This window comes from Cupriavidus consociatus (assembly GCF_017814975.1).
Lineage (GTDB): Bacteria > Pseudomonadota > Gammaproteobacteria > Burkholderiales > Burkholderiaceae > Cupriavidus > Cupriavidus consociatus.
Map to the genome: position 1 here is coordinate 162,459 of NZ_JAGIQA010000006.1, position 20,508 is coordinate 182,966.

The window sequence follows — 20,508 nt, forward strand, 5'->3', positions numbered from 1 at the left end:
CTCAGAACGGAATCTTTCCGCGCCAGATATCGGTGTACATGACCCAGTCGCCCATCAGGCTGTAGAGCGGATGGCGGAAGGTCGCCGGCCGGTTTTTCTCGAAGCCGAAATGGCCGACCCAGGCGAAGGCATAGCCGGCGACGACGGCGCCGAGCAGCCACCATGCATTGCCGGTCACTACCAGCGCGACGAGGCATAGCAGGGCCACGGTCGAGCCGATGAAATGCAGCCGCCGACAGGTGCGGTCCTGGTGCTCGCTCAGGTAGTAGGGGTAGAAGGCCGCGAAGTTCTCGAACTCGCGCGCGCGGGCGTGGGCCATGGCTGTCTCCGGCAGGTCTCGTTTTGCGCAGTGTAGACCTTCCATGCCCCTGCAGGGAGGATGGCCGCCGGCGTGGCCGGCCAGCCATCCGGCGCACCATCAGCCGGCCGCCACCACCTTGCGCGCAAAGCCCGCCAGCGCGTCCAGCACTTCGTCCGGGCGCTCGCCCATCAGCGCATGCCCGCATGGCACCGATACCATGCTCGCCTTTGCCATCTTGCCGGCCAGCGCCTGCGCCGCCTTGGGCGAGGTCATCATGTCCTTGCTGCCGGTGATGAACAGCGCCGGGCAGGCCGCCGCGGCGGCGGCTTGCTCGCCGTGCGCATAGGCATTGCAGGCGGAGAAGTCGTTGTGGAACACGTGTGCCTGGGGGTTGTTGCGCGACACGCGCTCCATCAGCCGCTGGCTGCCGCCGTGCATCCAGGCACCGGGACCCGGCGACGAGGGCTTGTTGGCCAGGCTCGAATGCGACCAGGCGTTGACCATGGCGATGGCCTCGCTCTCGCGGTTCAGCGAGGCATCGAGCAGCGCATCGGAAACCTTCATCGGATAGGCCGTGGCCAGCAGGGCGATGCCGCGCACCGCCTGCGGATGCCGCGCCGCGCATTCCAGCGCGATCAGCGAACCCATGCTGTGCCCGAACACGAAGGCCGGCGCCTTGACGCCGGTGGCGGCCACCAGCGCCATCACCCAGTCGGCCATTGCCTCGACGGTGGCCAGCGGCGTGCCCTGGCTGCGGTTGTGGCCGGGCAGGTCCACCGCCAGCACCGAGAAGCCGTGGTTGGCGAACCAGCGCGTCTGCAGCGCCCACACGCTGTGGTCGTTCTGCGCGCCATGGACGAATACGGCGCAGGGCAGGGCGGAATCGAAGGGTTTGCCGCCGGTATAGGCGTAGGCCGTCTGGCCCGCAACGTTCAGTTCCATCAGGCCTGGCCTCCCTTGCTCATGGTCTTCTCGGCGGCCTTCAGGCCGCGCTTGAGGTCGTCGATCAGGTCGTCGGGATCTTCCAGGCCGATCGACAGGCGGATCGTGCCTTCGGCGATACCGGCTGACTGCAGCGCCGCCGCGTCCATGCGGAAGTGCGTGGTCGACGCCGGGTGGATCACCAGCGACCGCGCATCGCCGACATTGGCGAGGTGCGAGAACAGCGACATGCTTTCGATAAAGCGCTGGCCCGCCAGGCGGTTGCCCTTCAGATTGAAGCTGAACACCGCGCCGCAGCCGCGCGGCAGCAGGCGCTTGGCCAGCTCGTAGTCGGGGTGCGATTCCAGCTCGGGGTAGGACACCGATTCCACCATCGGGTTCGAGGCCAGGAACTGCACCACCTTGCGGGTGTTGTCGACATGGCGGCTCATGCGCAGCGGCAGCGTCTCCACGCCCTGCAGCAGCTGCCACGCAGCCATCGGGTTCATGCAGGCGCCGAAGTCGCGCAGGCCTTCGCGGCGCGCGCGCAGCAGGAAGGGCGCCACCGTGCTTTCCTCGGTGAACACCATGTTGTGGAAGCCTTCGTACGGCTCTGACAGCTCCGGGAAGCGGCCCGACTTCTCGAAGTCGAACGTCCCGCCTTCCACCAGCACGCCGCCGATGGTGGTGCCATGGCCGCCCAGGAACTTGGTGGCCGAGTGGTAGAGCAGGCCCGCGCCGAGATCGAACGGCCGCATCAGGTAGGGCGTGGTGAAGGTCGAATCGACCAGCAGCGGGATGCCGTGGTCCTGGCCGAGCTGCGCCAGCGTGGGGATGTCGAGCACGTCCAGGCCCGGATTGCCCAGCGTCTCGCCGAACAGCAGCCTGGTGTTGGGGCGGATCGCGGCGCGCCAGGCGTCGATGTCGCGCGCCTTGACGAAGGTGGTCTCGATGCCGAAGCGGCGCAGCGTGTAGTGCAGCAGGTTGTGCGAGCCGCCGTACAGCGCCGACGAGGCCACCACGTGCGAGCCTGCGCCCATCAGCGTGGCCACGGCGAGGTGCAGCGCGGCCTGGCCCGAGGCGGTGGCGATCGCGCCGGCGCCGTTCTCCAGCGCGGCGATGCGCTCTTCCAGCACGGCCACGGTCGGGTTGGAGATGCGCGAATAGACGTGGCCCGCTCGCTCCATGTTGAACAGCGACGCCGCGTGCTCGCTGTCGCGGAACACGAAGGAGGTGGTCAGGTGGATGGGGGTCGCGCGCGCCCCGGTGGCGGGGTCGGGCGCGGCGCCGGCGTGCAGCGCCAGCGTATCGAAGCGGGTTCCGGACATGGTCGGTCGGGTGTGGTTGTCTCCGGCCAGCATCGTAGCATCGTGCGCACGCCCACGCTGGCCGATCACCCGCAAACCGGCCTCCTGCTTTACTTTGCCGGCTGGTTTGGGCTAGGATCGGTCGCACGGGCATCTCTGCCCGCACATCCCGGAACAGATAACGAAGCGACCGGCATCGCCCCCGCGATGCGTTCGGCGCAAATCAGCACAGCTCAGTACAAGGCAGCGGAGACCAACATGAAAGTCAGCGACATCCTGCAGATCAAGGGCAATACGCTCTACACCGTGACGCCTGACACCTCCTTGCTGCTCGCAGTCAACACCATGGCAGAGCGCGACATCGGCTCGCTGGTGGTGATGGAATACGGCGACCTGGTCGGGATGCTGACTTTCCGCGAGATCATCGAGACCCTGGCCCGCAACGGCGGCACCCTCGGCACCAGCAGCATCCGCAAGGTGATGGACGATGCGCCGCTGACCTGCACCATGGAAACCGACGTGAACGAAGTCCGCCGGATGATGCTTGAGCGTCACACCCGCTACCTGCCGGTGCTCGACAACCGCACGCTGATGGGGGTGATTTCCTTCTACGACGTTGCCAAGGCGGTGGTCGAGGACCAGAGCTTCGAGAACAAGATGCTCAAGGCCTATATCCGCGACTGGCCGGAAGAGCGGGCCTGAACGCCCGGCCTGCGCCGGCCCCGGCCGGCGGGCAGCCCATCCTGTAGGTCCCTTCGGAAAATTGTTGCGACTGGCGCTGCGCGGCCGCGTGGTGGTGGCATGATGGCGGCCGGTTTCCGGCTCCGGCAAACTTGCCGGCGTATCCATTTCCGCGGCGGCCCTAGCAGGCCGACCGGTCATCCATGAGCCAACACAGCCAGTTCCGACTGCTCGGCGCGCGCCGCTTCGCCCCGTTCTTCTGGACCCAGTTCCTGGGCGCGATGAACGACAACGTCTTCAAGGTCGCCTTCACCTCGCTGGTGACCTACCACACGGCGCTGTTCGAGGGCGTGGACGCGCGCAGCGCCGCCTTCCTGATCTCGGCCATCTTTATCGCGCCGTTCGTGCTGTTCTCCGCCACCAGCGGGCAGGTCGCCGACAAGATCGAGAAGTCGCGCCTGATCCGGCTGGTGAAGTCGCTGGAAATCGCCATCATGGTGCTGGGCCTGGCCGGCTTTGCCTGGCATAGCGCGCCGCTGCTCTACGCCGGCACCTTCCTGATGGGGCTGCATTCGACGCTGTTCGGGCCGGTCAAATTTGCCTACCTGCCGCAGCACCTGGATGAAAGCGAGCTGGTCGGCGGCAACGGGCTGGTCGAGATGGGCACCTTCGTCGCGATCCTGATCGGCACGCTGGTCGGTGGCGAGCTGGCGGGACTGCAGCAGGGCGGCACGGTGGTGGGGCCGCTGTACGTCGGCGCCGTGTGCGTGGCGATCGCCGTGGCCGGGCGCGTGGTGTCGGGCCGGATCCCGGTGTCGCCGGCGCCCCAGCCTGAACTGCGCATCAACTGGAACCCGTTTTCCGAGACCTGGCGCAACCTGGTGCTGGCGCACGGCAACCGCACGGTATTCCAGAGCCTGCTCGGGATCTCGTGGCTGTGGTTCCTCGGCGCGACCTTCCTGACCTCCTTCTTCAGCTATGCCAAGGACGTGCTGGGCGGCGACCAGAACGTGGTCACGCTGCTGCTGGCGGTGTTCTCGCTGGGCATCGGTACCGGCTCGCTGCTGTGCGAGCGGCTGTCCGGGCGCCATGTCGAGGTAGGGCTGGTGCCGTTCGGCTCGATCGGCATGACGGTGTTCGCCATCGACCTGTACTTTGCCAGCCACGGGCAGCCGCCGGCCGCGCTGACCGGCATCGGCGGCTTCCTGGCCGAGGCGCGGCACTGGCGCGTGCTGGCCGACCTGTTCCTGCTGGCGATGTTCGGGGGCTTCTACAGCGTGCCGCTGTACGCGCTGATCCAGAGCCGCAGCGCGCCCACCCACCGCGCGCGCATCATCGCCGCCAACAATATCCTGAACAGCTTCTTCATGATCGCAGCGTCGCTGCTGGGCGTGGCGATGGCGATGGCCGGCTACAGCATTCCGCAGCTGTACCTGGTGGTGGGGCTGCTCAATGCGGTGGTGGCGGTCTATATCTACTCGCTGGTGCCGGAATTCCTGCTGCGCTTTATCGCCTGGATCCTGGTGCATACGTTGTACCGGCTGCGCCGCGTGAACGCCGAGCGCATTCCCGCCGACGGGCCCGCCGTGCTGGTCTGCAACCATGTCAGCTTTGCCGATGCGGTGGTGCTGATGGCATGCAGCCCGCGTCCGGTGCGCTTCGTCATGGACTACCGCATCTTCGGCGTGCCGCTGCTGTCGTGGTTCTTCCGCCAGGCCCGCGCGATCCCGATTGCGCCCGCCCACGAAAACCCGGAGATGCTCAGGCGCGCCTATGACAGCGTGGCGCAGGCACTGCAGGAAGGGGACCTGGTCTGCATCTTCCCGGAGGGCAAGATCACCGCCACCGGCGAGATCAACCCGTTCCGCCAGGGCGTGCAGCAGATCATCCGCCGCACGCCGGTGCCGGTGGTGCCGATGGCGTTGCGAGGGCTGTGGGGCAGCTTCTTCTCGCGCAAGGACGCGCCGGCGATGTCGCGGCCGTTCCGCCGCGGCATCCTGAACCGGCTGGAACTGGTGGTGGGCGAGCCGGTGCCGCCGGAGACGGCCACGCCCGAGGGGCTGCAGCAGATGGTGCAGACGCTGCGCGGCGACTGGCGCTGAACGCATGTTTCCCTAAGCGGACCCGACCCACGATGATCACGCTCTATACCTTCGGTCCGGCCTTCGGGCTGCCTGACGCCAGCCCGTTTGTCACCAAGGCCGAGATGCTGCTCAAGCTTGCCGGCCTTCCGTACCACGCCCGCCCCGGCAGCCTGCGGCGCGCGCCCAAGGGCAAGCTGCCGTACCTGGACGACATGGGCCGGATCGTGGCGGACTCGACCATGATCCGCTGGCATATCGAGAAGACCTACCACATCGACTTCGACGCCGGCCTGAGCCCGGCCGAGCGCGGCATCGCCTGGGCCGCCGAGAAGCTGATGGAAGATCACCTGTACTGGGCGGTGGCGCGGGTGCGGTGGCTCGACCAGGCCAATTTCGACAAAGGGCCGGCGCAGTTCTTCCGCGGCGTGCCGGCGCCGGTGCGCGGCCTGGCCGAGCGGCTGGTGCGCTACAAGGTCAGGAAGACGCTGTGGGGGCAGGGCCTGGGCCGGCACAGCGAGGAAGAACTGGTGGCGCTGGCCAGCAAGGGCGTGGCCTCGATCGCCGATATCCTGGGCGACAAGCGCTACCTGATGGGCGACAAGCCATGCGGCGCCGACGCCACGCTGTTCGCCTTTGCCGGCAGCCTGCTGTGCCCCACGTTCGACACGCCGATCCGCACCGCGGCGGAAGGGCATGCCAACCTCGTCGCCTATATGGACCGGATGCGGGCGGAGTTCTACCCCGGATTCGCACCGGAAACCGCGGCAGCCTGAGCCAGCCGGGCCGCCCGCGGGCGGGCAATGGCCTTACAATGGAGGCCGTCCCCAATTCCTGTGCGGTTTCCATCATGTCCGGCAACACCCTTGGCCTGCTCTTCACTGTCACCACCTTCGGCGAATCGCACGGCCCCGCCATCGGCGCGGTGGTGGATGGCTGCCCGCCGGGCATGGCGCTGAGCGAGGCCGATATCCAGGGCGACCTGGACCGCCGCAAGCCGGGCACCTCGCGCCACGTCACCCAACGCAAGGAACCCGACCAGGTCGAGATCCTGTCCGGCGTGTTCGAGGGCAAGACCACCGGCACGCCGATCTGCCTGCTGATCCGCAATACCGACCAGCGCAGCAAGGACTACGGCAATATCGTCGAGACCTTCCGCCCGGGCCATGCCGACTACACCTACTGGCAGAAGTACGGTATCCGCGACTATCGCGGCGGCGGCCGCTCGTCGGCGCGCCTGACAGCGCCGGTGGTGGCAGCGGCGGCGGTGGCCAAGAAATGGCTGCGCGAGCAGTACGGCACCGAGATCCGGGGCTACATGTCGCAACTGGGCGAGATCGCGGTGCCGTTCGCCGACTGGTCGCATGTGCCCGAAAACCCGTTCTTCGCGCCCAACGCCGACATCATTCCCGAGCTGGAAACCTATATGGACGCGCTGCGCCGCGACGGCGATTCGGTCGGCGCGCGCATCGAGGTGGTGGCCAGCAACGTGCCGGTCGGGCTGGGCGAGCCATTGTTCGACCGCCTCGACGCCGACATCGCGCATGCGATGATGGGCATCAACGCGGTCAAGGGCGTGGAGATCGGCGCCGGCTTCGACAGCGTGTCGCAACGCGGCAGTGTCCATGGCGACGAGCTGACCGCCGAGGGCTTCCGCACCAACAATGCCGGCGGTGTGCTCGGTGGCATTTCCACCGGGCAGGACGTCACCGTGTCGCTGGCGATCAAGCCGACGTCCTCGATCCGCACGCCGCGCGAGTCGATCGACAAGGCCGGCAACGCCGCCACGGTCGAGACCTTCGGCCGCCACGACCCGTGCGTCGGCATCCGCGCCACGCCGATCGCCGAGGCCATGCTGGCGCTGGTGCTGATGGACCACGCGCTGCGCCACCGCGCGCAGTGCGGCGACGTCAAGACCGACACGCCGCATATTCCGGCGCAGGCCGGCGCAGGCCGGCCAACGCGCTGAGTTGACCACCTTTCCTGAGGCTGGCGGCGCAGCGGGCGCCGCTCGCCCGGACTATGCCCGCTTCGGGCTCTTCTATCTCGGCTACTACGGCTACGTCGGCGTCATCTCGCCGTACGTGAGCCTGTATTTCGCCGATCGCGGTTTCGATCCGGTGCAGATCGGCGTGCTGATGGCCAGCTTCCAGGTCAGCCGCATCGTCGGGCCCTACCTGTGGGGCTGGCTGTCCGATGTGATGCACACGCGCGTGCGCATCCTGCGCGTGAGCGCGTTCACCTCGCTGCTGGCGTTCCTGATGCTGCCCGGCGTGGGCAGCTACGGCGGCATGATGGCGATGATGCTGACGCTGAGCCTGCTCACCAGCGCGATGTCGCCGCTGGGCGATGCCCTCACGATCTCCACGCTGCGCCGCCACGGCGCCTTCGACCATAGCTATGGCCGCATCCGCATGTTCGGCTCGGTCGGCTTTATCGGCGCGGTGCTGGCCGGCGGCGCGCTGTTCGAGGCGGTCGGCATGCGCGCCTTCCCGTGGGTGGCCAGCGGCCTGCTGGCGATTCTGGCGGGCGTGGTGCTGACCATGCGCGATGCCGCCGATGACGGGCCGCGCCTGCCCGCGCCGCGGGCATTGCCGCTGCTGCGCCGGCCGGACGTGGCGTGGTTCCTGGCGTCGGCCTTCCTGATGATGTTCGCGCACGCCGCGCTGTACGTGTTCTATTCGCTGTGGCTGGAGAAGCTTGGCTACAGCAAGTTCGCCATCGGCGTGATGTGGACCATTGGCGTGGTCGCGGAGATCGTCTTCTTCTACTACCAGGGCCTGTTGTTCGCGCGCTTCGCGCTGCGAACCATCCTGGCGGGCACATTCGTGCTGGCGGCCGTCCGCTTTGGCCTGACCGGCTACTTCGCGCAGTTTGCCTGGCTGATGGCGCTGGTGCAGGTGTTGCACGCGGCCACCTTCGCCGCGCACCACAGTGCCAGCCTGAAGCGGCTGCAGGCGTGGTTCGCCGGCCCGTTGCAGGGGCGCGGGCAGGCGCTGTACACCGGCATTTCCTACGGCGTCGGCGGCACGCTGGGCGGGCTGGTGATGGGCTGGACCTGGAATGCGCTGGCGCCCGAACACACCTTCGGGCTGGCCGCCGTGGCCGCGGCGGCCGGCGCCTTCTGCGCGGCGATGAGCTTCCGCGCAGGCGGCGATGCGACTCAGGCCAGCGCGGCGCAGACGCGCTCGGCGATCGCCAGTGACGAGGTCAGCCCCGGCGACTCGATACCGAACAGGTGAAGCAGCCCCGGCACGCCGTGCACGGCGGGGCCGTCGATGCGGAAGTCCGCCGCCAGCTCGTGCGGGCCGCTGATCTTGGGGCGAATGCCGGCATAGCCCGGCTGCAGCGCGCCGTCGGCCAGTCCCGGCCAGTAGCGGCGTACCTCGTCATAGAAACTGTCGGCATCGGCCGGGTCGACGCTGTACTCGATATCGTCGATCCAGCGCACGTTAGGGCCGAAGCGCGCCTGGCCGCCGAGGTCCAGCGTCAGGTGCACGCCCAGGCCGGCGGCTTCGGGCACCGGGTAGATCAGCCGTGTGAACGGCGCGCGCCCGGCCAGCGTGAAATAGCAGCCCTTGGCGTAATACTGCGGCGGGATATGGGCCTCGGGCATGCCCTCGAGGCGGCGCGCCAGTTCCGGCGCGGTCAGGCCTGCCGAGTTCACCACCGTGCGCGCCAGCAGCGTGGTGGCGCCGCCATCCTCGCTGCCTACTTCCAGCCGGATCCCGTCCGCCGTGATCGCGCCGCCCAGCACCGGCGACTGCACCGCCAGCATCGCCCCCGCGTTCTCGGCATCCCCCAGCAGCGCGGTCATGAGGCCGTGGCTGTCAACGATGCCGGTGGAGGGCGACAGCAGCGCGGCATGGCATTGCAGCTGCGGCTCCAGCGCCTGCGCTTCGTCACGCGAGAGCAGCCGCAAGTCGTCAACGCCGTTGGCCGCCGCCTTGGCGCGGATGCCGTCGAGCGTGGCCACCTGCGCCGCGCTGGTAGCGACGATCAGCTTGCCGCAGCGCTGGTGCGCCACGTGGTGCGTGGCGCAGTAGTCGTACAGCATGGCCTTGCCGCGTACACATAACTCTGCCTTCAGCGAACCGGCGGGATAGTAGATGCCGGCGTGGATGACTTCGCTGTTGCGCGCGCTGGTGATGGTGCCGAAGGCGTTCTCCGCTTCCAGGATGATCACCTCGCGGCCCTGCAGCGCAAGGGCGCGCGCGGCTGCCAGTCCTACGACACCGGCGCCGATGACGACGCAGTCCACCTTTTCCATGCTCGTTTCCTTGTTGCTGTGGTTTGTTGCCGTGCTCATTACTTTGTGGCGGGCGTCAGCCCGCCAGCCCCAGCCGCGCCGCCGCCGCGGACAGGTGCCGCTGCGCGGCCTCGCGCGCCGCCGCGGCATTGCCGGCGGCGATCGCGTCGGCCAGCGCGGTGTGCTCGATGTCGGCTGCGCGCGGGGCGCCGGTGGCGGCGCCGAGCCGCGCGGTGTTCTCCCAGGCGCGTTGGCGTGCCGCCAGCATTTGCTGGCTGACGAAATCGGTCAGCCCGGTGAAACAGGGGTTGTGCGCGGCTTCGGCGATGGCGTGGTGGAAAGCCATGTCGGCGGCGGCCGCGCTGGCCATGTCGCCATGGCCGTCGGCCTGCGCCTGCATGGCAGCGAGCGCGGCGCGGATCGCGTCGACATCGGCCGTGGTGCGGCGCTCGGCCGCCATCTCGGCGCAGGCGGTTTCGACCACGCGGCGCAACTCGAACAGCTGCGCCAGCGTGGGCCCGCCATCCGGCGCGCTCGCCACGCGCCAGGCCTGGCCCCCCGGGGTTTCCGAAACAAAAGCGCCAGAGCCCTTGCGCGTGACCAGCACGCCGTCGGCCTTGAGCTGGGCGATGGCTTCGCGCACGATCGGCCGGCTCACACCGAAGGTGTCGGCCAGGCTTGCTTCCGCGGGCAGGCGTCCGCCCGCGGTGTAGCGGCCGGCGAGGATGTCGTCGTGCAAAGACTGGGCGATGCGGCTGGCCAGCGAGGCCGGGCGGTGCAGGGTCATGGATGGATATGTCAGGCTGTCAGACAGCTTTGTGCGATTGTGGCGCCGAAGTTGTCGCGCGTCAAGTTTTCCGTAAATGGCCGGTGCTACACATGTCGGCCTACACCCGTCGGTATTCGCTCAACTTCTGCGGCCTGCGGCCGATAGAACCCGGATACAGGTGGCGAATACTGCCCGGCAGCTCCGCCGTGGATTTGCCATGCACCGTGCGCGGCGACAAGCGCGGGGCCCTTTGCAAACAGCCATGATCCAGCTCACTCCCAACGATCTTCCGGTCGGACACCCGCTGCCCTGGTCGCTGCTCGACGGCGACGGCAACCTGGTGCTCGGCAGCGGCAGCGTCATCCCCGATGCGCGCGACCTTGCGCTGGTGTTCCGGCACGGCGTGCTCTGCCGCGCCGGCAATGGCAGCGACAGTGACGACGGCGACCACAGCGGCGATACCGATGCCGATACCGGCGCTCGCGCGATGCCCGGGCCGCTCGGCCTGCAGGTCGGCACGCTGCTCCACATCAAGCATGAAGGCGAGTCCGCACGCGCCGCCGCCAGCCGCCTGATCGGCTTTATCGAGCAGGGGCTGTTCGTGACCTGGCCGCAGCTGGGCGGACGCGACCTGCCGCTGCAGGCGGGCGACACCGTGCTGCTGCGCGGCTTCTCCGGACAGGCGATCCACAGCTTTACTTCGACCATCACCGCCGTCTGCCGCAGTCCGTTCCGCTACCTGGTGCTGTCGGCGCCGACCAACCTGCATGCGACCCCGGTCCGCAAGGCGGCGCGCGTGCCGACGCGGCTGGCGGCATACCTGACCGAGCCCCCGGAAGACGACGACGGCGATCATGGCGTGTCCGTCGCGGTGCGGGCGGGCACGGCGCGGCTGGCGTTGCTGTCCGACCTCAGCACCGGCGGTGCGCTGGTGCAGACCACCGCGCCGTCGCCCGCGCCGGGCAGCCGCGTGCGGCTGCGTTTCCAGCTCCGGGCCGCGTCGTTCGACAGTGAAGTCATCGTCGACGGCTGGGTCAGGGCGGCGCCAGGCGCGATCGGCCAGGAGGATGGCGATTTCCCTGCCTTCGGCGTGGCCTTCGACCTGCTTGCAGAGCGCGAGATGGCGCTGCTGCAGTGCTACATCTACGAACAGCTGCTGTCGACGACGCGCCTGCCGCTGTAGCCTGCACGCCGCCAGTCAAAAAAAACGGCACCGGGAAACCGGTGCCGTTCCATGCGCCGGGCGCTTGCGCGCCGGGAGCCTTACATGCCGACGTAGTTCGGACCGCCGCCGCCTTCCGGCGTGACCCACACGATGTTCTGCGTCGGGTCCTTGATATCGCAGGTCTTGCAGTGCACGCAGTTCTGCGCGTTGATCTGCAGCCGTTCCTTGCCCGAGGTCTCGTCCTGCACGAACTCGTACACACCCGCCGGGCAGTAGCGCGACTCGGGGCCGGCGAACTTGTCCCAGTTGATGCTGACCGGCACGCTGGCGTCCTTCAGCGTCAGGTGCGCCGGCTGGTTTTCCTCGTGGTTGGTGTTGCTGATGAACACCGAGCTGAGGCGATCGAAGGTCAGCTTGCCATCCGGCTTCGGGTAGACGATCTTCTCGCACTCGGCCGCCGGCTTCAGGTACACATGGTCCGGCTTGACGCGGTGGATGGTCCAGGGCGGGTTGCGGATGCCGAGCTTGGGCAGCAGCCATTGCTCGATGCCGGTCATCAGCGTCGCGGTGGTGCGGCCCTTCTTGAACCATTGCTTGAAGTTCTTGGCCTGCAGCAGCTCCTTGTACAGCCAGCTCTGCTCGAACGCGGCGGGGTAGGCGGTCAGCTCGTCGTGCTGGCGGCCGCCCTGCAGCGCGTCATAGGCGGCCTCGGCGGCCAGCATGCCGGTCTTGATCGCGGCGTGGCTGCCCTTGATGCGCGAGGCGTTCAGGTAGCCGGCATCGCAGCCGACCAGCGCGCCGCCCGGGAACACGGTCTTGGGCAGCGACAGCAGGCCGCCGGCGGTGATGGCGCGCGCGCCGTACGACAGGCGCTTTCCGCCTTCGAAGTACTGGCGGATTTCCGGGTGCGTCTTGAAGCGCTGGAATTCCTCGAACGGCGACAGCCAAGGGTTGGTGTAGTCCAGGCCGACCACAAAGCCGACCGCGACCTTGTTGTCTTCCATGTGGTACAGGAACGAGCCGCCGTAGGTGGCCGGATCCAGCGGCCAGCCTGCGGTGTGAACCACCAGGCCGGGCTTGTGCTTGGCCGGGTCGATTTCCCACAATTCCTTCAGGCCGATGCCATAGCTCTGCGGATCCTTGCCGGCAGCCAGGCCGAACTTGTCGATCAGCTGCCTGCCCAGGTGGCCGCGCGCGCCTTCGGCGAAGATGGTGTACTTGGCATGCAGTTCCATGCCGAGCTGGAAGTTGTCAGTGGGCTCGCCTTCCTTGCTGATGCCCATGTTGCCGGTGGCCACGCCCTTGACCGAGCCGTCTTCGTTATACAGCACCTCGGCGGCCGGGAAGCCCGGGAAGATTTCGACGCCCAGCGCCTCGGCCTGCTGGCCCAGCCAGCGCACGAAGTTCGACAGGCTGATGATGTAGTTGCCGTGGTTGTGGAAGCACTCGGGCAGCAGCGCGGGCGGCGTGCCCTTCGAGCCCGACTCGTTCAGGAACAGGAACTTGTCTTCGGTGACCGGCTGGTTCAGCGGCGCGCCCAGTTCCTGCCAGTTCGGGAACAGCTCGTTGAGGGCGCGCGGATCCATGATGGCGCCCGACAGGATATGCGCGCCGGGCTCGGAACCCTTTTCCAGCACGCATACGTTGACGTCGCTGCCCTTCTCCTGCGCGAGTTGCTTCAGGCGGATGGCCGTGGCCAGGCCGGCGGGGCCGCCGCCGACGACGACCACGTCGTATTCCATGGCTTCACGCGGGCCGAACTGCTCCAGGAGCTGTTGCTGATCCATTGTCTCTAACCCTCTATTTCTTTGCTGCTAGCTATGCAATTGTGGGAAGTGCGGTGATCGTTCTGCTCGAACTTGCGCCGGCGGGGCATCGGGATGGATTTTGACGGCTGTTTGCGGCCGATAGCCGGCCGGATCGCTCGTTTTCCCTCTTTCCCTTTGTAGGCCAAGTTCTTAGAATCTCCGGCATTGTCCGGGACTCGCCACCCACAGGCAAGGATTTTTTTGGAACGGTCGTTCTTTTTTTCGATATGCTGCCTTCCGCACCCGAAGAGGCTGGAAGGGCGCCCGCACAAGAGGTCATCATGGGTTTGTCGATCAATCTGGAAGGCAAGGTAGCGCTGGTCACCGGCGCTTCGAGCGGGCTGGGCTCGCGTTTCGCCACGGTGCTGGCGGCAGCTGGCGCCAAGGTCGTGCTGGCCTCGCGCCGCACCGAGCGTCTCAAGGAACTGCGTGCGGCAATCGAGGCCGAGGGCGGCAGCGCGCACGTGGTGCGGCTGGACGTCACCGATCCGGACAGTATCCGCGCAGCCGTGGCGCATGCGGAAACCGAAGCCGGCTCGATCGACATCCTGGTCAACAACTCGGGTGTGTCGACCACGCAGAAGCTGACCGATGTCACGCCCGACGATTTCGATTTCGTCTTCGACACCAATACGCGCGGCGCCTTCTTCGTCGCGCAGGAAGTCGCCAAGCGCATGATCGCGCGGGCCAAGGGCGCCGAGAAGAACGGCAGCCCGCTGCCGCAGGCGCGCATCGTCAATGTCGCGTCGGTGGCTGGCCTGAAGGTGCTGTCGCAAATCGGCATCTATTGCATGAGCAAGGCGTCGGTGGTGCACATGACCAAGGCCATGGCGCTGGAATGGGCGCGCCACGGCATCAATACCAACGCCATCTGTCCCGGCTATATCGATACCGAGATCAACCACCATCACTGGGACTCGGACGCCGGCCAGAAACTGATCCAGATGCTGCCGCGCAAGCGCCTGGGCAAGCCCGACGATCTTGACGGCCTGCTGTTGCTGCTGGCGTCCGACCAGTCGCAATTCATCAACGGCGCCGTGATTACCGCCGACGACGGCATGGTCTGAGCGCGGCCGACGGCGCAGCGCCGCCCGGCTTTCCGACCGCTCCCCGCCCGCGCGCCACAAGCGCGCGGCGGCGCATGCAATGGGCCACCCCAGGGCTATCCGGTCCCCTTGGGGGCGGGCTTTCGAGCGCGGCTTCCCGTTTCCGATAAAAGAAAGTTGATGCACGGTGTGCCAGTCTTGGCATAATCCGCCATGTCTTTAGACTAAGTCTTTACATACAAGCAAAAAATGCCGCAGTGGCCGCATGGCCCGAAGCGGCCCTGGACCGGAGGCCGGGGAGATGGAGCAACAAGAAGAGGCACGGCGCAATGCCGTGCCGCAACACGTCGTCGATTCCGCGGTGATTCCGCGGGCGGCAGACGAAGCGCAGGACGCTGAATTCCGGGTTTCACCCCGCCTCGAGGACTGGATTGGCGTGATCGTGATGCTGCTGCTGGTCGGCATCACCTTTGCCAACGTGGTAGTCCGCTATTTCACCGACGAGTCGTTTGCCTGGACCGAGGAATTCTCGGTCTTCCTGATGATTGTGCTGGCGCTGGTCGCCGGCAGCGCGGCGGTGGCACGCGATCGCAATATCCGCATCGAATTCTTCTTTGAGCGCGGCAGCGGGGCGCGCCAGCGCCGGCTGGCGATCCTGTCGGCAATGGCGGTGGCGGTGATGTTCATCGCGCTGGCGGTGCTGGGCGCGCGCATTACGTGGGATGAGTACACCTTCGGCGAAACCTCGCCCGGCATCGGCGTGCCGAGCTGGTGGTACTCGATCTGGCTGCCGGTGCTGTCGGCCGGCATTGCGCTGCGCGCGCTGGGCCTGGCGCTGCGCAACGTGCGAGCGCTCAAGACGCTGCATGAAGAGAACCGGATGGAGAAGGAGCGTTTGCAATGACGCTGGTTGCCATCATCCTGTTCGTGGTCTTTATCGGCCTGATGCTGCTGGGGGTGCCCATCGGCGTGTCGCTGGGGCTGGGCGGCCTGGTTGCGATCGGCCTGTCCAACCTGGATACCCAGATGTTCGGCCTGCTGGCGGTGCCGCAGAACTTCTACGCCGGGCTGGCCAAGTACCCGCTGCTGGCGATTCCGATGTTCGTGCTGGTGGGGTCGATCTTCGACCGTTCCGGCGTGGCGCAGCGGCTGGTGACCTTCGCCATTGCCGTGGTCGGGCGCGGACCGGGCATGCTGCCGCTGGTGGCGATCCTTGTGGCGATGTTCCTCGGCGGCATTTCCGGTTCCGGCCCGGCCAACGCGGCCGCGGTCGGCGGCGTGATGATCGCGGCGATGTCGCGTGCCGGCTATCCCGGCTCGTACAGCGCCGCGGTGGTCGGCGCGGCGGCCGCGACCGACATCCTGATCCCGCCGTCGGTGGCCTTCATCATCTACAGCGTGCTGGTGCCCGGGGCGTCGGTGCCGGCGCTGTTCGCCGCGGGCATGATCCCCGGCGTGCTGGCCGGCGTCGCGCTGATCGTGCCGGCAGTGTGGCTGGCGCGCAAGCACAACATGGGCGCTGCCGAAGCCGCGCTGCCGCGCCCGCCGTTCTGGAAGAGCCTGCGCGAAGCGGCATGGGGCCTGGTGGCGCCGTTCCTGATCCTCGGCGGCATGCGCGCGGGCTGGTTCACGCCGACCGAAGCTGCCGTGGTCGCTGTCGTCTATGGCCTCTTCGTCGGCATGGTGGTGTATCGCAGCATCGGCATGCGCGACCTGTTCACGATCTTCCAGGAAGCGGCCGAAACCTCGGCGGTGATCCTGCTGGTGGTCGCGCTGGCCGGCATCTTCGCCTATGCGCTGTCGACACTCGGCGTGATCGATCCGCTGGCGCAGGCGATCGCCACCTCGGGGCTGGGCGAATACGGCGTGCTGGCGCTGATCGTGCTGCTGCTGATGACGGTCGGCATGTTCCTCGACGGCATCTCGATCTTCCTGATCTTCGTGCCGCTGCTGCTGCCGATCGCCAACGCCTTCCACTGGAACCCGGTGTGGTTCGGCGTGGTGCTGACGCTGAAGGTTGCGCTCGGCCAGTTCACGCCGCCGCTGGCCGTGAACCTGATGGTGTCGTGCCGGATCGCCCGCGTGCGCATGGAAGAAACCGTGCCCTGGGTGATCTGGATGCTGCTGGCCATGTTCATCGCCATGCTGATGGTGCTGGCCTATCCGCCGCTGGCGACCTGGCTGCCGGAGTACCTCGGCTATTGATCGCTATTGATCGCCCGTTGATCGCTGTTGACGTCTTTCTGCATTCACAAACAAGAACTGACCTTTCCCGAGAGGAGATGAAATGAAACGTCGTGCCCTGATGCTTGCAACGGCCGCCGCCATTGCCGCTTCCGCCTTCGCCCCTGCCGGCGCGATGGCCCAGACCTACAAGTCCGAGTACAAGATGTCGCTGGTGCTCGGCCCGGCCTTCCCGTGGGGCAAGGGCGGCGAGATCTGGGCCGACCTGGTGAAGCAGCGCACCAATGGCCGCATCAATATCAAGCTGTACCCCGGCACCTCGCTGGTGGCCGGCGACCAGACCCGCGAGTTCTCGGCGATCCGCCAGGGCGTGATCGATATGGCGGTCGGCTCGACCATCAACTGGTCGCCGCAGGTCAAGGAACTGAACCTGTTCTCCCTGCCGTTCCTGATGCCCGACTACAAGGCGCTGGACGCGCTGACGCAGGGCGAAGTCGGCAAGTCGATCTTCTCTACGCTGGAGAAGGCCGGCGTGGTGCCGCTGGCCTGGGGCGAGAACGGCTTCCGCGAGGTGTCGAACTCCAAGCGCGAGCTGCGCAAGCCGGAAGATCTCAAGGGCCTGAAGCTGCGCGTGGTGGGCTCGCCGCTGTACATCGAGACCTTCAACGCGCTGGGCGCCAACCCGACCCAGATGAGCTGGGCCGACGCGCAGCCGGCGATGGCCTCGGGCGCGGTCGATGGCCAGGAGAATCCGCAGTCGGTGTTCGCCGCCGCCAAGCTGTACACAGTGGGCCAGAAGTTCGTCACCACATGGGGCTACGTGGCTGACCCGCTGATCTTCGTGGTCAACAAGCAGATCTGGGAAAGCTGGACCCCGGCCGACCGCGAGATCGTCAGGCAGGCCGCCATCGACGCCGGCAAGCAGGAGATCGCGCTGGCCCGCAAGGGCCTGGCCGAGGCCGGCGCACCCGCCTGGAAGGAAATGGAAACCCACGGCGTCAAGGTCACGCACCTGACCCCGGCCGAGCATGACGCCTTCCGCAAGGCGACCGCCAAGGTCTATGACAAGTGGAAGAAGCAGATCGGCACCGACCTGGTGACCAAGGCTGAAGGCGCGATCGCCAAGCGCTAAGCCATCAAGCAGGCCCGCCAGTGTTGGCGGGCCTGTTGCATTGGAGGTTCTGATGAAACACGTCTATACGGTGGTCATGCCGATCCGGTGGGGCGACATGGATGCGATGGGCCATGTCAACAACACCGTCTATTTCCAGTACCTGGAGCAGGCGCGTATCGAGTGGTTCGCGTCGCTGGGGCGTGGTGGCAAGGATCCGCAAGGGCAGGGGCCGGTCATCATCAATGCGCATATGACCTTCCTGAAGCAGTTGCGCTATCCGGGCGATATTGAATGCCGGGTTTATGCGGGGCAACTGGGGCGTACCAGTTTCGAGACGAGCATGGAAATCCGGCGCACCGATCTGCCTGGCGTGGTGTGGGCCGAAGGTGGGGCGAAGGTGGTGTGGTGTGATTACGCGGAGGAAAAATCGGTGCCGGTGCCGCCGGAGATCCGCGCGATTATCGAAGACTGACGGTTTGCTCCCCTCTCCCGCATGCGGGAGAGGGAGAACACTTTGCTTAGGCCAGTCCGGGCGGCCTGGGCGCACCCAAAACCGATCTCGTTGCGGTAGGTGTTTGTCTGGTGGTGCTTGTCTAGTGGTTCACCAGCCGCTGCACCAGGTCCACCGACGTACTCGCCCCGTACTTCTTCATCAGCCGCGCCCGGTAGATGTCCACCGTGCGCGGGCTGATCGCCAGCAGCTTGCCGATCTGCTTGCTGGTTTTCCCTTCCACCAGTTGCGCCGCGATCTCGCGTTCGCGCGCGGTCAGTTCGGCCGTCACCTGCCGCTTCTGCGACAGGTCCTCAAAGGTCCAGATCCCCGCGCCCAGCGGCTGCGCGCGGTCCAGCGCGCGGCCAGTTACGTGGCACCAGAACAGTTCGCCGCCCGCGCGTTTCATGATGCGCTCGTCCGAATACATGCCATGCTTGTTCATGATCGGCGCGATGCGGGCGCCGGTGCGCTCGAATTCGTCGGCGGTGGGGTAGAGTACCTGGAACGACTGGCCCAGCAGAGCCTCGCGCGTGGTGCCAAAGATGCGGCAGACTTCTTCGTTGCAGTCCTCGATCACGCGCTCGCGTGACAGCACCAGGCCCACGGGGGCGAATTGGAAAGCGGTCCGGTAGTCGATGGCGGGCATCTACTTATGTATTTTTACGTAATGGCGTAGCCGGCGGGGCTTGCGTATCCTGTCGGTCGGACGAGAGACGGCGCCGGTCGCCGACTGCGCCGATTGTACCGTTACAATTTCCCTGCGTCGCCCACCGCACAAGCGGGCGGCGGAAGCACGACAGCGGAACCCCGAGGAACTACCGAGGAAGGAGCGAACATGAACAAGGTCTACGCCAGCGCCGCAGAAGCGCTTGCAGGCGTCGTCCGCGACGGCCAGACGATCGCCGTTGGCGGTTTCGGCCTGTGCGGCATCCCCGAGGCACTGATCGTCGCGCTGCGCGACAGCGGCGCCAAGCAGCTCACCTGCATCTCCAACAATGCCGGCGTCGACGGCTTCGGCCTGGGCCTGCTGCTGGCCACCCGCCAGATCAGGAAGATGATCTCGTCCTACGTGGGCGAGAACAAGGAATTCGAGCGCCAGTACCTGGCCGGCGAACTTGAGCTGGAATTCACCCCGCAAGGCACCCTGGCCGAGAAGCTGCGCGCCGGCGGCTCCGGCATCCCGGCGTTCTTCACCAAGACCGGGGTCGGCACCATCGTCGCCGAAGGCAAGGAAATCCGCGAGTTCGATGGCGAGAAGTACGTGATGGAGCGTTCGCTGACCGCCGACGTGGCGCTGGTCAAGGCCTGGAAGGCCGACAAGGCCGGCAACCTGGTGTTCCGCCGCACCGCGCGCAACTTCAACCCGATGTGCGCGATGGCGGGCAAGTTCACCGTGGCCGAGGTCGAGCAGATCGTCGAGACCGGCGAGCTGGACCCGGACGAGATCCACCTGGCCGGCATCTTCGTGAAGCGCCTGGTGCTGAACACCAACCCCGAGAAACGCATCGAGCAGCGCACCGTGCGCGCGGCCAGCTAAGGAGACACCATCATGGCATGGACACGTGACGAAATGGCCGCGCGCGCCGCGGCCGAGCTGCAGGACGGTTTCTACGTCAACCTGGGCATCGGCCTGCCGACGCTGGTCGCGAACTGGGTGCCCGAGGGCATGGAAGTGTGGCTGCAGTCCGAGAACGGCCTGCTGGGCATCGGCCCGTTCCCGACTGAAGACCAGGTCGACGCCGACATGATCAATGCCGGCAAGCAGACCGTGACGACGCTGCCGGGCTCGTCGATCTTCTCGTCGGCCGATTCCTTCGCGATGATCCGCGGCGGCCACATCAACCTGGCCATCCTGGGCGCGATGCAGGTCAGCGAGAAGGGCGACCTGGCCAACTGGATGATCCCGGGCAAGATGGTCAAGGGCATGGGCGGTGCGATGGACCTGGTCGCCGGCGTCGGCCGCGTGGTGGTGCTGATGGAACACACCGCCAAGAAAAAGGACGGCACCGAGGACATCAAGATCCTGAAGCAGTGCAACCTGCCGCTGACCGGCGTGGGCGTGGTCAATCGCATCATCACCGACCTGGGCGTGATGGACGTGACTGCCGACGGCCTGAAGCTGGTCGAGACCGCCCCGGGCGTCAGCCGCGAGGAAATCCAGGCCAAGACCGGCGCGCCGCTGCTGTAAGCAAGCCTCCGGCATTGCCTGACGGGCCCTGTGGCGCATTGCGCCACAGGGCTTTTTCATTTGGTGCCCGGGAGCTGACTACGCCGATCGGCCGTGCGGGCTAGCTCTATCGGCGAATGGCCCGTCCCCGCACATGTGACTATGCTGGCCGCTTCCCAGCAGGCGTGGTCCTGCCAATACAAGTCCTGACGGAAGGTGCGC

Annotated in this window: 20 protein-coding genes; 13 read left to right on the plus strand and 7 right to left on the minus strand. The window is 66.9% G+C overall.

The window, feature by feature from the left end; translation table 11 throughout:
• Window position 1: 1 nt before the first annotated feature.
• From J8I82_RS10725 to J8I82_RS10735, 3 genes are all read right to left on the minus strand, one after another.
• Complete coding sequence (locus J8I82_RS10725) at window positions 2-319, minus strand: Mpo1-like protein (protein ID WP_209757117.1); 318 nt, start codon at window positions 317-319, stop codon at window positions 2-4.
• A 99-nt stretch (window positions 320-418) separates the two neighbouring features.
• Complete coding sequence (locus tag J8I82_RS10730) at window positions 419-1,243, minus strand: alpha/beta fold hydrolase (protein ID WP_209757119.1); 825 nt, start codon at window positions 1,241-1,243, stop codon at window positions 419-421.
• On the minus strand, window positions 1,243-2,550 hold the full coding sequence (locus J8I82_RS10735; RefSeq protein ID WP_209757121.1) for an O-acetylhomoserine aminocarboxypropyltransferase: 1,308 nt from the start codon (window positions 2,548-2,550) through the stop codon (window positions 1,243-1,245). Before J8I82_RS10735 ends, J8I82_RS10730 begins: the two co-directional genes overlap by 1 nt.
• Window positions 2,551-2,787: 237 nt before the next feature.
• Between J8I82_RS10735 and J8I82_RS10740 the strand changes: the two genes are divergently transcribed.
• From J8I82_RS10740 to J8I82_RS10760, 5 genes are all read left to right on the plus strand, one after another.
• Entirely contained in the window at window positions 2,788-3,231 is a 444-nt protein-coding gene (locus J8I82_RS10740) for a CBS domain-containing protein (RefSeq protein WP_133097465.1), read from the plus strand.
• Window positions 3,232-3,413: 182 nt separating this feature from the next.
• Window positions 3,414-5,312 (plus strand): MFS transporter, encoded by a 1,899-nt coding sequence (locus J8I82_RS10745; RefSeq protein WP_209757123.1) that lies wholly within the window; start codon window positions 3,414-3,416, stop codon window positions 5,310-5,312.
• 32 nt (window positions 5,313-5,344) lie between these two features.
• On the plus strand, window positions 5,345-6,067 hold the full coding sequence (locus J8I82_RS10750; RefSeq protein ID WP_209757125.1) for a glutathione S-transferase C-terminal domain-containing protein: 723 nt from the start codon (window positions 5,345-5,347) through the stop codon (window positions 6,065-6,067).
• A 74-nt stretch (window positions 6,068-6,141) separates the two neighbouring features.
• On the plus strand, window positions 6,142-7,260 hold the full coding sequence (gene aroC / locus J8I82_RS10755) for a chorismate synthase (protein WP_209757127.1): 1,119 nt from the start codon (window positions 6,142-6,144) through the stop codon (window positions 7,258-7,260).
• A gap of 1 nt (window position 7,261) precedes the next feature.
• Window positions 7,262-8,533 (plus strand): MFS transporter, encoded by a 1,272-nt coding sequence (locus J8I82_RS10760; protein WP_209757129.1) that lies wholly within the window; start codon window positions 7,262-7,264, stop codon window positions 8,531-8,533.
• Here the strand turns inward: J8I82_RS10760 and J8I82_RS10765 are convergent.
• A complete protein-coding gene (locus J8I82_RS10765) occupies window positions 8,455-9,561 on the minus strand; it encodes an NAD(P)/FAD-dependent oxidoreductase (RefSeq protein WP_209757131.1) in 1,107 nt (368 codons plus the stop codon). The genes J8I82_RS10760 and J8I82_RS10765 overlap by 79 nt on opposite strands.
• Window positions 9,562-9,616: 55 nt before the next feature.
• The gene (locus J8I82_RS10770) at window positions 9,617-10,327 is read right to left on the minus strand and encodes a FadR/GntR family transcriptional regulator (protein ID WP_209757133.1); all 711 of its coding nucleotides are present in this window, start codon (window positions 10,325-10,327) and stop codon (window positions 9,617-9,619) included.
• A 244-nt stretch (window positions 10,328-10,571) separates the two neighbouring features.
• Between J8I82_RS10770 and J8I82_RS10775 the strand changes: the two genes are divergently transcribed.
• Window positions 10,572-11,492 carry a flagellar brake protein gene (locus J8I82_RS10775; protein WP_209757135.1) on the plus strand — a complete coding sequence of 307 codons (921 nt, stop codon included), beginning with the start codon at window positions 10,572-10,574 and terminating at the stop codon, window positions 11,490-11,492.
• An 80-nt stretch (window positions 11,493-11,572) separates the two neighbouring features.
• Here the strand turns inward: J8I82_RS10775 and J8I82_RS10780 are convergent, their stop codons facing one another.
• Window positions 11,573-13,261, minus strand: a complete 1,689-nt coding sequence (locus J8I82_RS10780) for an electron transfer flavoprotein-ubiquinone oxidoreductase (protein WP_209757136.1) — start codon at window positions 13,259-13,261, stop codon at window positions 11,573-11,575.
• Between the two features lie 302 nt (window positions 13,262-13,563).
• On the opposite strand from J8I82_RS10780, the gene J8I82_RS10785 reads away from it, so the two are divergent.
• From J8I82_RS10785 to J8I82_RS10805, 5 genes are all read left to right on the plus strand, one after another.
• Window positions 13,564-14,349: an SDR family oxidoreductase gene (locus tag J8I82_RS10785; protein WP_029049693.1), complete on the plus strand. Its 786-nt coding sequence runs from the start codon at window positions 13,564-13,566 to the stop codon at window positions 14,347-14,349.
• Window positions 14,350-14,629: 280 nt separating this feature from the next.
• Window positions 14,630-15,232, plus strand: a complete 603-nt coding sequence (locus J8I82_RS10790) for a TRAP transporter small permease (protein WP_209757138.1) — start codon at window positions 14,630-14,632, stop codon at window positions 15,230-15,232.
• Entirely contained in the window at window positions 15,229-16,533 is a 1,305-nt protein-coding gene (locus tag J8I82_RS10795; protein WP_207951277.1) for a TRAP transporter large permease, read from the plus strand. Before J8I82_RS10790 ends, J8I82_RS10795 begins: the two co-directional genes overlap by 4 nt.
• Window positions 16,534-16,615: 82 nt before the next feature.
• Window positions 16,616-17,644 (plus strand): DctP family TRAP transporter solute-binding subunit, encoded by a 1,029-nt coding sequence (locus tag J8I82_RS10800; protein WP_209757139.1) that lies wholly within the window; start codon window positions 16,616-16,618, stop codon window positions 17,642-17,644.
• A 52-nt stretch (window positions 17,645-17,696) separates the two neighbouring features.
• Window positions 17,697-18,098: an acyl-CoA thioesterase gene (locus J8I82_RS10805; protein ID WP_209757141.1), complete on the plus strand. Its 402-nt coding sequence runs from the start codon at window positions 17,697-17,699 to the stop codon at window positions 18,096-18,098.
• A 121-nt stretch (window positions 18,099-18,219) separates the two neighbouring features.
• Here J8I82_RS10805 and J8I82_RS10810 read toward each other — a convergent pair whose 3' ends face one another.
• Complete coding sequence (locus tag J8I82_RS10810; protein WP_209757143.1) at window positions 18,220-18,765, minus strand: PAS and helix-turn-helix domain-containing protein; 546 nt, start codon at window positions 18,763-18,765, stop codon at window positions 18,220-18,222.
• A 189-nt stretch (window positions 18,766-18,954) separates the two neighbouring features.
• Between J8I82_RS10810 and J8I82_RS10815 the strand changes: the two genes are divergently transcribed.
• Entirely contained in the window at window positions 18,955-19,656 is a 702-nt protein-coding gene (locus tag J8I82_RS10815; protein ID WP_209757145.1) for a CoA transferase subunit A, read from the plus strand.
• A 12-nt stretch (window positions 19,657-19,668) separates the two neighbouring features.
• Window positions 19,669-20,307: a CoA transferase subunit B gene (locus J8I82_RS10820; protein WP_029047737.1), complete on the plus strand. Its 639-nt coding sequence runs from the start codon at window positions 19,669-19,671 to the stop codon at window positions 20,305-20,307.
• Window positions 20,308-20,508 lie beyond the last annotated feature (201 nt).

Bases quoted from the DNA above. Each gene is read 5' to 3' on its own strand.
- J8I82_RS10780 (WP_209757136.1), bottom strand. From the start codon at position 13,261: ATGGATCAGCAACAGCTCCTGGAGCAGTTCGGCCCGCGTGAAGCCATG.
- J8I82_RS10750 (WP_209757125.1), top strand. From the start codon at position 5,345: ATGATCACGCTCTATACCTTCGGTCCGGCCTTCGGGCTGCCTGACGCC.
- aroC (WP_209757127.1), top strand. From the start codon at position 6,142: ATGTCCGGCAACACCCTTGGCCTGCTCTTCACTGTCACCACCTTCGGC.
- J8I82_RS10730 (WP_209757119.1), bottom strand. From the start codon at position 1,243: ATGGAACTGAACGTTGCGGGCCAGACGGCCTACGCCTATACCGGCGGC.
- J8I82_RS10740 (WP_133097465.1), top strand. From the start codon at position 2,788: ATGAAAGTCAGCGACATCCTGCAGATCAAGGGCAATACGCTCTACACC.
- J8I82_RS10765 (WP_209757131.1), bottom strand. From the start codon at position 9,561: ATGGAAAAGGTGGACTGCGTCGTCATCGGCGCCGGTGTCGTAGGACTG.
- J8I82_RS10785 (WP_029049693.1), top strand. From the start codon at position 13,564: ATGGGTTTGTCGATCAATCTGGAAGGCAAGGTAGCGCTGGTCACCGGC.
- J8I82_RS10775 (WP_209757135.1), top strand. From the start codon at position 10,572: ATGATCCAGCTCACTCCCAACGATCTTCCGGTCGGACACCCGCTGCCC.
- J8I82_RS10770 (WP_209757133.1), bottom strand. From the start codon at position 10,327: ATGACCCTGCACCGCCCGGCCTCGCTGGCCAGCCGCATCGCCCAGTCT.
- J8I82_RS10725 (WP_209757117.1), bottom strand. From the start codon at position 319: ATGGCCCACGCCCGCGCGCGCGAGTTCGAGAACTTCGCGGCCTTCTAC.
- J8I82_RS10820 (WP_029047737.1), top strand. From the start codon at position 19,669: ATGGCATGGACACGTGACGAAATGGCCGCGCGCGCCGCGGCCGAGCTG.
- J8I82_RS10810 (WP_209757143.1), bottom strand. From the start codon at position 18,765: ATGCCCGCCATCGACTACCGGACCGCTTTCCAATTCGCCCCCGTGGGC.
- J8I82_RS10795 (WP_207951277.1), top strand. From the start codon at position 15,229: ATGACGCTGGTTGCCATCATCCTGTTCGTGGTCTTTATCGGCCTGATG.
- J8I82_RS10805 (WP_209757141.1), top strand. From the start codon at position 17,697: ATGAAACACGTCTATACGGTGGTCATGCCGATCCGGTGGGGCGACATG.
- J8I82_RS10815 (WP_209757145.1), top strand. From the start codon at position 18,955: ATGAACAAGGTCTACGCCAGCGCCGCAGAAGCGCTTGCAGGCGTCGTC.
- J8I82_RS10735 (WP_209757121.1), bottom strand. From the start codon at position 2,550: ATGTCCGGAACCCGCTTCGATACGCTGGCGCTGCACGCCGGCGCCGCG.
- J8I82_RS10745 (WP_209757123.1), top strand. From the start codon at position 3,414: ATGAGCCAACACAGCCAGTTCCGACTGCTCGGCGCGCGCCGCTTCGCC.
- J8I82_RS10790 (WP_209757138.1), top strand. From the start codon at position 14,630: ATGGAGCAACAAGAAGAGGCACGGCGCAATGCCGTGCCGCAACACGTC.
- J8I82_RS10800 (WP_209757139.1), top strand. From the start codon at position 16,616: ATGAAACGTCGTGCCCTGATGCTTGCAACGGCCGCCGCCATTGCCGCT.